This is a genomic window from Draconibacterium mangrovi, assembly GCF_010586825.1.
GTDB classification, from domain to species: domain Bacteria; phylum Bacteroidota; class Bacteroidia; order Bacteroidales; family Prolixibacteraceae; genus Draconibacterium; species Draconibacterium mangrovi.
The window spans coordinates 530244-543475 of sequence record NZ_JAAAGB010000002.1 but is presented as its reverse complement, the minus strand read 5'-3'; the positions used below and the strand labels follow the sequence as shown (position 1 = coordinate 543475).

9 protein-coding genes are annotated in these 13232 nt (G+C 38.9%); 6 read left to right on the top strand and 3 right to left on the bottom strand.

The window, feature by feature from the left end:
- Positions 1-246: 246 nt before the first annotated feature.
- Positions 247-2052, bottom strand: a complete 1806-nt coding sequence (locus G4420_RS09260) for a glycoside hydrolase family 15 protein (protein ID WP_163323362.1) — start codon at positions 2050-2052, stop codon at positions 247-249.
- Between the two features lie 64 nt (positions 2053-2116).
- Positions 2117-4321: a bifunctional alpha,alpha-trehalose-phosphate synthase (UDP-forming)/trehalose-phosphatase gene (locus G4420_RS09255; protein ID WP_163323361.1), complete on the bottom strand. Its 2205-nt coding sequence runs from the start codon at positions 4319-4321 to the stop codon at positions 2117-2119.
- Between the two features lie 169 nt (positions 4322-4490).
- Here G4420_RS09255 and G4420_RS09250 point away from each other — a divergent pair, with 169 nt between their 5' ends.
- The 4 genes from G4420_RS09250 to G4420_RS09235 all read left to right on the top strand — a co-directional run bounded on the left by G4420_RS09250 (position 4491) and on the right by G4420_RS09235 (position 7513).
- Positions 4491-4868, top strand: a complete 378-nt coding sequence (locus G4420_RS09250) for a hypothetical protein (RefSeq protein ID WP_163323360.1) — start codon at positions 4491-4493, stop codon at positions 4866-4868.
- A 78-nt stretch (positions 4869-4946) separates the two neighbouring features.
- Positions 4947-6263, top strand: coding sequence for a lysine 2,3-aminomutase (gene kamA, locus G4420_RS09245; RefSeq protein WP_163323359.1), 1317 nt, complete (start codon positions 4947-4949; stop codon positions 6261-6263).
- Positions 6253-7092 (top strand): putative beta-lysine N-acetyltransferase, encoded by an 840-nt coding sequence (gene ablB, locus G4420_RS09240; protein WP_163323358.1) that lies wholly within the window; start codon positions 6253-6255, stop codon positions 7090-7092. The genes kamA and ablB overlap by 11 nt, the downstream gene beginning before the upstream one ends.
- A 196-nt stretch (positions 7093-7288) precedes the next feature.
- On the top strand, positions 7289-7513 hold the full coding sequence (locus G4420_RS09235) for a hypothetical protein (protein ID WP_045032664.1): 225 nt from the start codon (positions 7289-7291) through the stop codon (positions 7511-7513).
- 403 nt (positions 7514-7916) lie between these two features.
- Here the strand turns inward: G4420_RS09235 and G4420_RS09230 are convergent, their stop codons facing one another.
- Positions 7917-8846, bottom strand: coding sequence for a helix-turn-helix domain-containing protein (locus G4420_RS09230; RefSeq protein ID WP_163323357.1), 930 nt, complete (start codon positions 8844-8846; stop codon positions 7917-7919).
- A 156-nt stretch (positions 8847-9002) separates the two neighbouring features.
- Here G4420_RS09230 and G4420_RS09225 point away from each other — a divergent pair, with 156 nt between their 5' ends.
- Positions 9003-10055 carry an efflux RND transporter periplasmic adaptor subunit gene (locus G4420_RS09225; RefSeq protein ID WP_163323356.1) on the top strand — a complete coding sequence of 351 codons (1053 nt, stop codon included), beginning with the start codon at positions 9003-9005 and terminating at the stop codon, positions 10053-10055.
- Positions 10055-13207: an efflux RND transporter permease subunit gene (locus tag G4420_RS09220; RefSeq protein ID WP_163323355.1), complete on the top strand. Its 3153-nt coding sequence runs from the start codon at positions 10055-10057 to the stop codon at positions 13205-13207. Before G4420_RS09225 ends, G4420_RS09220 begins: the two co-directional genes overlap by 1 nt.
- Positions 13208-13232: the final 25 nt, after the last annotated feature.

Sequence of the window (13232 nt, the reverse complement as noted above, 5' to 3'; positions counted from 1 at the left end):
ACTTTGCTTACGTTTTTTACAACTAAAATGAAACAATAAGAGCTTCACCTCAAACAATAAACACTTGAACTAAAGCAACAAGCACTTCAACTAAAACAACGACCGCCGTGGCTAAAGCAACAAGCACTTTAACTAAAGCAATGTCAGATTTAACTGAAACAATGTCAGTTTCAACTAAAGCAATAAGCATTTGAACTAAAGCAATAAGCACTTGAAGCCGAACAATACCTGCTCCAACTCAAACCATTAATGAATCGCGTCCAGAATCTGCTCATCCTCGGTGGTCTGCCCTTTCGAGAAGTTTATAGCCGTTTCGATTAAGGCCAAATGCGAATACGCTTGTGGAAAATTTCCGAGCAAACGTTTGGTTTTAAAATCGATATCCTCGCTAAAAAGCCCCACATGGTTGCTGTACGTTAGTAGTTTATCGAATATCTTCTTCGCTCTTTTTCGCTGCCCAATGGCATACAACGAATTGATAAGCCAAAAGGTACAAATAGTAAACGACGAACTTGGCAAACCAAAATCATCCTCGTTTTTATAGCGATACATTAATCCATCTTCGCAAAGCTCCCTTTCGGTGGCCAAAACCGTTTTTACAAAGCGTTTATCTTTTCCATCGATAAAACCGTACGATTGCATCAGCAGCGTGGCAGCGTCAAGGTCTTTCGATCCGTACGACTGTGTAAATGCGCCAACTTCTTCGTTCCAGGCATTGGTAAAAATATCTTCTTTTATGGTATCGGCCAGTGGTTGCCATTCCGCCACATATCTTTCTTTGTGAATAAATCGGGCAATTTTAACTGCCCTGTCGATTGCTACCCAACAAAGCACTTTCGAGAAGGTAAAGTGGCGGTCATCGGTTCTGATCTCCCAAATTCCCTTATCCGGTTTTGTCCAGTTACTGGCTACCGTTTTTACGATGCTACGCACGATTGTCCAGAGCGCCTCACTGTCTTCAAGCGAAATCTTAAACTCGGTAAACTGCTGAAAAATCACATCCATCAGAATTCCGTAAATGTCATTCTGTTTTTGAATGTAAGCCGCATTCCCGATACGAACCGGGTACGAATTTTTATAACCGCTTAAATGATCCAAAGTCTCCTCTTCGAGCACTTTCTCGCGATTTATGCCGTACATGATCTGTATCTTTTCATCCTTATCGGGAATAATATCGATAATAAATTTCATAAAACGCTTCACGGTATTCAGGTGCCCCAGACTCGACATTACCTTTATTACCATCGACGCATCGCGGATCCAGCAAAAACGATAATCCCAGTTTCGCTCCTCGCCAATTGTTTCGGGCAACGAAGTTGTGACAGCCGCCAAAACAGCTCCCGATTTATCGTAACTCAGCAACTTCAGAACAAGCGCACTTCTAACAATTTCGTTGTTGTATTTTTTAAACGACGTTAGTTTGTTGGCCCATTCCAGCCAATACACTTTTGTTTTCTGAAGTTTCAGGTATTGCCGTTCCAGTGTTTGATTCAGCAGTTTCTGATCGTAAGAAATAAGGATAAACGCATTATCGCTTAAGGTAATTTCGTTTTCCTGCAAAATATCTTCTTTGTTGAGGTCGGTATACAGGTACAACGAGTCGTAATCGCCTTCGGTGGTGAAACACTTAATGTACTCCTCCTCGGCAACCGTTTTTGTATTAAATCGGGCATATTCCACTTTCGGATTGTATCGGACCCTAAATTTAGGTTCTCCCCATTTGTACTTTATATACCGAATAATATCCGGAGGGGTAAAATGACCGAATTCGCTTGTTTTGTAACGAGGCATAAAATCAACAACTTCAAAACACGAATCTTCATTCTGAAAAAATGTAGAAACAATATTTGTTGTTCTTATGTATGTTTGTTTAATCTCATAACTATCGTCTACCAGGAACTCCATGCTCCCCCCTTTTTTTTCGTCGAGTATTTTTGCAAACACCGACGACGAATTAAAATCGGGCAAACAACACCAGTCAATCGATCCCTTGTCGGAAATTAATGCAGCACTTTTGCAATTTCCGATTATCGAGTAGTTCAAATTATCCATGGACGCAACCTAATGATTTTTGAATTAGTATTACCAGAAAGCTTATAAACGAAGCTATTTTTAACTATGATTTTACAAGCTCATTCAAAAAACTTCGTACCTCCTTGTAGTTGTTTACGAAGTATTTTGCGGCCGAATTTTCGGTACCTACTTTAATGGTGTGGGCCTCTTCGGGTAACTCTTTAAACAAGAATTCATCGGTCCAGTCGTCGCCCATTGCCAACACAAAATCAGCAGGATTAGCATGTAAAAAGTCGGTTGCAGCCGTTCCCTTATTTATTCCCGAAACTTTTACCTCAACAACCTTTTTCCCTTCCAGTATTTCCAAATCCTGGTTAAAGATCAGGTTTGAAATATCGTGCACCAATTCAAGCGCACGCAACACGCCTAACTCGATATCTGCTTTGCGGTAGTGCCAAACCAGCGAATAGGTTTTCTCTTCGATTAAACTTCCCGGCGTACGATCGACATACGATTCAAGCACCGGCAAAATACTCTCTTTCCACTCGGTATGAACAGGTTTACGTTCTACCCAACCTTTACCCTTTTCTTTTAACCAGGCTCCGTGTTCGGCAATTAAGTTGTATTTTCTTTTTCCAAACCAGCGGTCAAAGGTCTCTCTGTCGCGCCCGCTTACCAATGTCAGCGTTGTATTCTTTTCAGCTGCCAGTTTATCGAGCAACTTGTACAAGTCCTCATCGGGTTTAGCCGCTTGCGGATTCGCAAAAAAACGTTGCAAAGTTCCATCGTAATCCAGGAACAAAACTTTCGACTGCTTATCATTGTAATCCGCAAAGATCTTATTCTTTAACTGGGCTGTAATTTTTCGTGCATGATGCTCCGAGCGTTTTTCAATCGTTTTATTTAATGCTTTCATAAACTCCGAAGCCCACTTATGAATATCGTAACGTTTTATACGCTGTTGCATGGCTGTTATGGCTTTCTCCATTTCCTTGTCGGGTTTCGTAAGCGCCCTGTAAATTGCATCGGCCGTATCGGGGATATTATTCGGATTTACCGAAATAGCTTCTCCAAGCTCTTTCGATGCACCAGCCATTTCACTAAGAATAAGAACACCTTTTTTGTTGACTTTTGACGCAATATACTCTTTGGCCACCAGATTCATTCCGTCTCTGAGCGGTGTTAGTAAAGCCACATCGGCCGAGCTGTATAACTCAATCAGGTTATTGAACGGAACCGAGCGATAGAAATAAATTACCGGGTTCCAGTTCAGCGTTCCAAATTCACCGTTAATATTCCCCACCAACACATCAATCTCGTTTTTCAGATTTTGGTACTGCTCCACATCCGTTCGCGATGGAACGGTAAGCATAATCAACGAAACTCTTTCGCGGTAATCCGGATGTTTCATTAAAAACTCGCGAAAAGCATTTAAACGCTGCGGAATACCTTTGGTGTAATCCAAACGGTCGATAGACAGAATTAATTTACGGTTTGGCATACTTAACAGGAACCGGTCAATATCCTGGTGTTCTTTCGATCGGTCCTGAATAGGTTTGCTTTGTATTTCCAGCGCATGCGATTCAAACTTCTCGTAATCAATACCCATCGGAAATACATCGATCATCACCTGACGGTTTTCCAGTTTTATCTGGTTAAAATCAACATCGTGTCCTAACAAACGCTTCACCGAACTAATAAAGTGTCGGGCATAATCGTAGGTATGAAATCCAATCAGATCGGCTCCCAGCAGTCCATTTACAATTTGCTCGCGCCATGGAAGTATACGTATTAACTCGTATGATGGAAACGGTATATGCAAAAAGAATCCGATGGTTAAATCGGGGCGTCTTTCGCGAAGGATGTTGGGCAAAAGCAACAATTGATAATCGTGTACCCAAACCACGTCGCCTTCTTCTGCATTTTCGATAATGGTATCGGCAAACATTTCGTTCACTTTGCAATACGACTCCCAATACGATTCGTTAAACTCGGTAAACTCGGCAAAGTAGTGAAACAAGGGCCAAAGCGTTGCATTGCTAAACCCGTCGTAATAATTAGTAATTAGCTCTTCGTTTAAAAATACAGGCAGGCACTGCTCGGTTTCCAACAAACCGATAACTTCCTTTTCTTCGTTTTTTGTTTCGGGCATAAGGCCCGGCCAGCCTATCCAAACGCTGTTGCTGTCTTTGTGATATGATTTTAAACCTGTTGCTAAACCACCGGCACTGGGAGTTATGGTCATTCCGTCTGCGCTTCTGTTTATCATCACAGGTAACCTGTTTGAGGCAATTATTAATCTACTCATATTGTATTATTTCTATAGAAATTATTTCTAATTTACAAATATATTATTATCTGCAGAAACTTGCATTCCACTTATATAAATTCATTATTAACAATGAATTTAAAAGCTACATGAATTTGCATGCCGGCTTTTTTTTGTATTTTTGTTCGCATAGAAACTATTTTCAGATATGAATATAACTTCTTTAACAAAAAAGCAGGTAGCAAAGTCAATTGTTCCCCAGTTGGAAGAACAGGCATACGAGCTGTCGTTACAAACCGGGTTACTAAAAAACTATATTCCTTCTTCTCCTATTACAACGCAAACGGAGGTTAATGGTTTTATTCCTGACATTATAGCCACCGAAAAAAACGGAGAAACCAATATTTACGAAATTCAGTTAACCAATAATATTGATACAGAAAGATGGAAGTTTTTCGCGCATTTCACAAAAGAAAGACACGGAAAACTTCACATCATCGTACCCGAGCCCAACTTAAGTGCAGCAGAGAAAGTAATCGCTGAGAACGACATCCGCAACATTAGGCTGATGTATGTTCCGAATTAACTCAACTCGCTGATAGTACTCGATTTATATCTTTAGTTCATAACATACTCAAAAATAACTTTGAGTAAAAAAATATGTATGATTTATAATAACAGACAGCAGACAATTGCACACAAAATTGAAACAGAAGCGCAACTTTCGAAATGGAAAGACTGGAGGTGGCAGCTACGGCACTCCATAACAACACTGGAAAAGTTTGAAGAACTATTAGGCGTTAAATTTGATGAGGATGAACGGGAAAATCTAAAAGAAACATTCGACAAATTCCCCTTGTCTGTTACGCCATATTACCTTTCATTAATTAACAAGAAAGATTTCAAAAACGATCCGGTTTTTAAACAGTCGTTTGGCCAGGTTGAAGAACTTATTACTTTAAAATCAGAGCTGGAAGACCCGCTATCGGAAGACAGCGACAGCCCGGTTGAAGGAATAACCCATCGTTATCCCGACCGCGTGTTATTTCATGTAAGTAATATTTGCTCGATGTATTGCCGCCACTGCACCCGCAAACGCAAAGTGGGCGATATCGACTATGTGCCGTCAAAAGAACAATTGCAAAAGGGGCTCGATTATATTGCCAACACCCCGCATGTACGCGATGTTCTGTTATCGGGTGGCGACCCGTTTATGTTGCCTGATGATAAAATTGACTGGCTTTTGTCGGAAATAACAAAAATACCACATGTTGAGATCGTAAGAATTGGTACACGAATGCCGGTGGTACTTCCTTACCGGATCACCGATAAGCTGGTTTCAATTTTAAAGAAATACCAGCCACTTTGGATTAATACGCACTTTAATCATCCGAAAGAAATTACGGCTTCATCAAAAGAAGCATTGGCAAAACTGGCCGACGGCGGATTTCCGTTGGGTAACCAATCGGTTCTGTTGGCCGATGTAAACGACTGCCCTCGGATTATGAAATCGCTGCTCCACAAGTTGGTAGAAAACCGGGTACGCCCCTATTACCTTTATCAGTGCGATCTTTCTGAAGGACTTTCACATTTCAGAACACCAATTGGTAAGGGTATTGAAATTATGGAAAGCCTTATTGGGCACACCAGTGGTTTTGCCCGCCCAACCTATGTGGTTGATGCCCCCGGCGGAGGAGGTAAAATTCCGGTAATGCCAAATTATATTATTTCATGGTCGACCAACAAAGTAGTGTTGCGCAATTACGAAGGAGTAATAACAACCTATAAAGAACCCGACTCATACGAAGCAAAATTGTGCGACCGAAACTGTGAAAATTGTAACCTCGACTTAAAAATTGAAGAGGGAGCAGAAGAAGACGCAATTGGAATTGAAAAATTATTATCGGATACCGACGATGCCATTTCGTTGATACCCGAAGACAACGAAAGAATGATAAGGAGGGAAGAAGATGCAGGATAAAATTGAAAAATTAGGCAACGGAAGCATAATTCAACACGGGCAGTTAAACGATCGTGTCTACCTGATGAAATTGGGTAGCACGGATTGTCCGTCGGAAATTGTTGAAGAAATAAATACGCTTGCAAGAGAAAACAAGTACAGTAAAATAGTTTGTAAAATACCGGTGCACGCCGCCCCGGTATTTCTATCCAACGGTTTTTTATCCGAGGCACAAATACCGGCGTTTTACAACGACAATGAAGCTGCGTTTTTTGTTTCGAAGTTTCTGAATTCCGACCGGCTTTTAGATATTGAAACAGAAAAACTGAACAACCTTAGCCAGATGCTGAAGGTGCAGGATTCGATTACGCCCAACGGTACCGACTATTCGAATGTAACTATTCGCAAGCTGGAAAAAGAAGACTATGAGCAAATAACCGACATATATCGCGAAGTTTTTGTAACTTATCCGTTTCCGATCTATAATCCGGGTTATGTGCTTAAAACATTTCAGGATGGAACACAATATTTCGGAGCTGAATCGAATGGAAAACTGGTAGCTCTGGCATCGGCCGAGATTGACAAAGAAGGCAAAAATGCCGAAATGACCGACTTTGCCACCCTACCCGACCAGCGCGGTAAAAACCTGTCGGTGCTGTTATTAAACGCACTCGAAAAATCGATGAAAGAAGAGGGAATTACAACCTTGTATACGATGGCCCGGCTAAATTCGATAGGAATGACAAAAACCTTCCTGAAGATGGATTATTGTTATTCGGGAACTTTAATAAAGAATACAAACATTGCCGGAAAAATTGAAAGTTTAAACATTTTATATAAACATATCTGATATGAACCTGGGATACCGATGTCATTTTGCAAAAACCTGCCCTCTTTATAAAGGAGAGGAGAAATCAAAGGATATGCCTTTGCTACTTTTTAGAAACGTGTTTTGTAACCGAGGAATGAAAGGCTGGAAAAACTGTAGCAGATTCAACGAATTGACGGAAAAGGAACATCAGAACCAAAAATGAGCGAAAAAATATATGAGTAAAGAAACAATTGACATTCAGAAAATCAGTAATCAATTTGAAAAAGACATTTTAATATTATTAAACGAAAAAGAAAAATACGTTTATGGCGACATCATCAAAGACCTTAAACTGTCTGCCAGAAGAGGCCAGGAGTTAATTTCTTCCTTACTTAATAAAGGTCTTGTAAAACGTATTGATCAATCGTCGTACCTCAAACTTAATGTTGACATTAAATAATGGGTTGGATTGATCTCTCTATTTTTTGCGTATACCTGTTGGCGATGCTTGGTCAGAATCTGAACTTTTGATATTATGAATAAAATATATCAACTTCATCCGTATAAAACCCGGTGACACGCAGAAAATACTGGTCAAGACTTGTTAGATCACTACCAAAAGGCGCTCGCTTTAGGTTCAGGAAGATTCTCAAAAGATGAAATTAAAAGCTACAAACAATTTTTAACCATGGAGATGAGATTCATTTTAAGGACTTTAGAAAAAGTAAATCTGGTCTGAAGCAAATAATTGAGGCAGAGCACTTCATTCTTCTGATTTTTGATTACCTAACTTTAGCGTTCTTTAACACTTTGTTCAGCGTAGTCTTAAATCCTCTTATAAGATATTTATCGGTAGTTGGTCTTTACGCATCGAGCTGGTAATTTCTTGGCGTACACCCAACAGCTTCACGAAAGTATCTGCCAAAAAATGATGGAGATGTAAAATTAAGTTGCTCGCTGATTTGCAGAACTGTATATTGCTGTGTGCGCAATAATGCTTTTGCCTCAAGAATTACTAACTCTTTAATCCAGTCTGATGGCTGTCGGTTACTTACATCTTTAATTACCTTCGAAAGATATTTTGGAGATATAAATAATTTTTCAGCATAAAATGCTGTGCTACGTTCAACCCTGTAATGCTGAATTATTTCATTTAAGAAAGCATCAAAGATTACCTTTTGCCGGCTTGGTTTACTATGGGGTATATTCATTGCATGCTGATCTTTACAATCTTCCCAATAAACCGTTAACACCTGAAGATAGGCATCTGCAAGGTCTAATTTAGATTTGAAATTTTCATCCGATAATTTACAGTACATTGTTCTAAATACATCAATAAATTCCGTCATTCTTTCCGGAGAGATTTCAGTGATTGGATTATTAAACATGAGATGTTGAGATTCGATAATATACTGAATATCTAGTGCGGTTTGGTAAGATTTATTAGAAAAAAAAATGCTTGCTGATCTAAAATTGTTAGATATGTAATAAAGTTTTCCAACAGAACCAGGCATAATACCAAAAATGCAATTTTTCTTTACGGTTATTTCCTTTAAATTTATTTGTAATCGCATTTCTCCTGCTATACAAAACAATACCATTCCAAAATTAGTCTTAATGGGAATATCTTGTATAAGCTTGCCTTTCTTAAATTTGAATTCGCTTGAGATACCAAAATCAAATTCCCTATCTAAATTATCAACCAGCAGCAATTTATCTTCAACTTTTATTGTATTGGCCGCTTGAGTATCTATAAAAAAATCAAACTCATTAATTTCTTCTGCAATTCTCATATCGAAAAATATTACATAAAATCAACTAAAATAGGCTATTTATTATCAATATTTGAATAAGATGAGAAAAATAGTACAGAATTAAGGTAAAACAAGTTAATAATTTATTACTCGTTCTTCCCTCCTTTGTAACCAGAAAACTTTAAACAACCACATATGAAAAAGAATTGGATTTTAGTCGCAGCAACTTGCCTTATTATTGCTTGTTCCGGAGGTGAGGAAAAAAGCGAATCCTTTACTAAGAATGTAAAAGTTACAATAGCGAAAAAAGTTGAAGATGTTTCTACATTGAGTTTCTCTGGCGTAGTACAAGGGGCGCACGAAATTAGTGTTGGATTTAAAACTGCAGGACAGATTCAGAAAATTTACGCAAAGCAAGGTGATTACGTAAAGAAAGGCCAACTATTAGCGCAGCTTGATTCAGCAGATTATAAGCTCGGATTAAATGCTTACGAAATACAATATGCACAGGTTAAAGATGAGGTAGCTCGATTAAAGAAAATGTTTATGGCCAAAACAATCTCTGAGAATGATTATGAAAAAGCTAAGGCCGGGTTAGAGCAACTTGAAGTTCAATTAAAAACTTATCAGAATAAAGTGAACTATACAACATTATATGCCCCAACCTCAGGCTACATACAATCGGTTAATAATGATCCGTCAGAAATGATTGATGCAGGTTCTCCCCTTTTCAGTTTGCTGGATAATTCAAAATATGAGGTAGTGGTTGACATACCGGTTAAACAATATGTTGACAGAGAACTTTTCAAAAACTATTATATAAGCTCTCAGTATCTCGGAAGTACAGAATTGCCTCTAAACCTTATTTCAATTAGTCCTAAAGCCGATGGGAATCAACTTTATCAAATGCGGTTTATTATTGATGGCAGAAACAATAAAATTACAGCAGGTATGAATGTTGAGTTACATATTGAGAAAGAAAATATCGCTCACGTTGGCAAGTATACTATAACACCACATGCTGTTTTTACAAAGGATGAAAAAACATACGTTTGGATTTATTCAAATGGTAAGGTAAACAGTAAAGAAGTAAAAGTTGATGGTATTGACGAGAAAGGGAATTTGTACATATCCGGAGTTAGTGATAATGTACAAATAGTGCGTGCCGGGGTTAATGCGTTGCATGAAAATGAAACAGTGAACGTACTTAGCGATGCCAGTAAAACTAATATTGGAGGACTGTTATAATGAAAGTTACAGAGTTTTTTCTTAAACGTCCTACTCTGTTTTGGTCGTTCTTAGGGATACTTCTGGTTGCCGGAGTAGTATCGTTCAAAGCGATGCCAAAACTGGAAGACCCTGCCGTTGCAGTTAAACAGGCAATGGTAGTTGTTCCCTATCCTGGAGCAAATGCGCATGAGGTAGAGTTAAAGGTAGTTCAGGTAATGGAAGACAAACTTCGCACATTACCAAACATATATAAAATACGTTCGGAGTGTCATGCCGGTATGGCAATGATTTCGATTGAATTTGACCTAACCGTTCCTATTGTAAAAATAGAACAGTATTTCGACCAACTTCGCCGTAAAGTAAATGATGTAAAGATATATCTCCCACAAGACTGTGGTGAACCTGTTGTTATCGACGACATGATGGATGTATATGGTATCTTTTATTCTATTTCTGGTGATGGATACGATTATCATGAGCTAAACAAATATGCAGAACTTATACAACGCGAACTCCTTACTGTTAAAGGAGTAAAACGTATAAACCTTGTTGGTAATCGTAGTGAAGCAATCAACATAACACTTTCTAAAGAAAAGATTGCACGTAACGGAATGGTTCCTAATCAAATAATGATGTCGTTGCAGTCTGCAACATCGACTGTTGGCGGAGGAAAATATCAATCAGGAACCGACAACTTGCAGGTACGCGTTGATGCTGAAGTTAAGACAATTGAAGATCTGCAAAATCTGCTTTTAAAAACTACTGATGGCAAACAAATACGATTAGGCGACTTTGCTGCTATTGAACGAACTTATTCAGAACCTCAAACACAAGGTTTTTTTGTTAATGGTAAACCATCCATTGCCATTATGGTAGCTATGGAGAATGATGTTGTAGTGCCCGATGTTGGGAAAGCGGTTGATGCTAAACTTGCTGACGTAATAAATAATCTACCTGCAGGAATTACAACCGATAAAGTATTTTTTCAGCCCGACAAGGTAGATCAGGCAATTAGTTCATTTATGTGGAACCTGGTAATGTCGGTTGTGGTTGTAATTATCGTTTTAATCTTTGCTATGGGCTTTCGAAGTGGTATGATTATCGGGACAGGTCTTGTACTAACCATTGCAGCATCTTTACCTATCCTTTTAACCTTGGGAACAACATTACAACGCATATCTCTGGGTGCATTCATCATTGCTATGGGTATGTTGGTAGACAATGCTATTGTGATCATGGATGGTATTATTGTTGACAGGAAAAAAGGATACGGGCCAAAAAAATATCTACACAACATTGGTAAAAACAACGCTCTCCCTCTTCTAGGAGCTACAATTATTGCTGTTTCAACATTCATCAGTGTCTTTCTTGCCAATGGTTCGGCCGCCGAATATTCAAGCGATTTATTTCTTGTTCTGTGTGTCAGTTTACTAATCAGTTGGGTGCTTGCTCTGGTACAAGTTCCATTTTTTGCAAAAGTCTTTTATCCCGCTCGGTTGACAAAAAAGGATAAAGCCAAAATCAAAGACGGAGACCTGATGAATGGCAAAATTCATCAAATAGTACGCCAGCTGATGACGATATTCATAAATTATAAAAAAACAACTATTGCTTTGGCTTTTATTGTTTTGATGATAAGCTTATATGGGATGACCTATGTAAAGAACTTGTTCTTCCCCGATTTTGACTACAAACAATTTATTGTTGAATATCACATGCCTTCACAGACGGATCCGGATAAAGTGCGGGACGACTTATTAGAAATGTCAAAATTACTATTAGAAAATCCTGCTATTGAGAAAGTATCTGCCAGCCAGGGAGGCGCTCCCGGTATGTATTGTTTGGTTCGTCCAATGACCAATGGAGGTGAAAGCTATGGTGAATTAATCGTGGACTGTCCGGATTATGAAACCGTATGCGAACAAATCCCATTTGTACGTAAACAGTTACGTGAGCAATACCCCGATGCATACATTCGTATTCGCAAATATAATTTCTCAATAGCTACTTCACACACGGTAGAAGTGGAGTTTGCGGGGCCAGATCCGGCAATTCTTCGCGATTTAAGTCGCCAGGCAGAAGATATTATGCGTGCGTGCCCGTTAGTAGATCCTTATTCAGTATCGAACAACTGGGAACCCCAGGAAAAAACACTTTTAGCAGTATATAACCAACAAGACGCTTTGCGCGCTGGTATTAGCAGAGGAGACATTGGAAATGCATTGCAGGCTGCCAATGAAGGTATGACAGTTGGAGTTATTAATGATGCGGACCAGATGGTATTGGTAAATCTAAGAGTACGAAACGAAGATGGTTCCCGTATTGAAAATATACGCGACATCCCTGTTTGGACCATGATGAATGTGAGTATTTCCGAGGATGACTTAGCCGGAATAATGACTGGAGGTAAATCTGTTTCAGAGTTGAAAGATCGTATGTTTAGAGCAACTCCCCTAAGTAACGTAACTAATGATGTAGCTTTGCAATGGGATGACAATCTTGTTCGTCGTGTAAACGGGCAACGAATAATTGAAGCAGAATGCGATCCTAACTATGATTTATGGGAAGCAACTCCTGCTAAGGTTCTGGCTAATATTCAGGATGAAATAAATGCTATAGAACTCCCGCATGGGTATTCCATGCACTGGACTGGTGAAATTGAAATGCAAAAAGACGCTTCGGCCAGTACACTAGAATGGATGCCCTTAACACTTGCAATTATCCTGATAGTATTACTTATTCTATTCAATAGTTGGCGACAGGTTATTCTAATTCTCATTATTATTCCTTTCGTTTTTGTAGGAATAACTCCAACATTGCTGCTTTCCAAATCACCATTTACATTTATGGCAATTATTGGTATGATGGGGCTCATGGGAATGATGGTTAAAAATGCGATCGTCCTTGTAAATGAAATTAACCGTTTGCAGGTGGAAGAAAAAGTGCACCCATATTATGCTGTTATCAATGCAACAATATCACGTGTTACACCAGTACTGATGGCGTCGCTAACAACAATCGTAGGTATGGTACCGTTGCTCGGCGATCCCATGTATAGCTCTATGGCTCTAACAATTATGGGGGGATTAGCTGTTGGAACAGTAATCACCTTATTGTTACTGCCTTTATTATACACTGCATTCTACAGAATTAGAAAACCGATAAATTAAACGAAATGATCAAGAATATTTTAAT

Coding starts and splice junctions, on each gene's coding strand:
- G4420_RS09255 (WP_163323361.1), bottom strand. CDS start 4,321: ATGAGTAGATTAATAATTGCCTCAAACAGGTTACCTGTGATGATAAAC.
- G4420_RS09220 (WP_163323355.1), top strand. CDS start 10,055: ATGAAAGTTACAGAGTTTTTTCTTAAACGTCCTACTCTGTTTTGGTCG.
- G4420_RS09230 (WP_163323357.1), bottom strand. CDS start 8,846: ATGAGAATTGCAGAAGAAATTAATGAGTTTGATTTTTTTATAGATACT.
- G4420_RS09250 (WP_163323360.1), top strand. CDS start 4,491: ATGAATATAACTTCTTTAACAAAAAAGCAGGTAGCAAAGTCAATTGTT.
- G4420_RS09225 (WP_163323356.1), top strand. CDS start 9,003: ATGAAAAAGAATTGGATTTTAGTCGCAGCAACTTGCCTTATTATTGCT.
- kamA (WP_163323359.1), top strand. CDS start 4,947: ATGATTTATAATAACAGACAGCAGACAATTGCACACAAAATTGAAACA.
- ablB (WP_163323358.1), top strand. CDS start 6,253: ATGCAGGATAAAATTGAAAAATTAGGCAACGGAAGCATAATTCAACAC.
- G4420_RS09235 (WP_045032664.1), top strand. CDS start 7,289: ATGAGTAAAGAAACAATTGACATTCAGAAAATCAGTAATCAATTTGAA.
- G4420_RS09260 (WP_163323362.1), bottom strand. CDS start 2,052: ATGGATAATTTGAACTACTCGATAATCGGAAATTGCAAAAGTGCTGCA.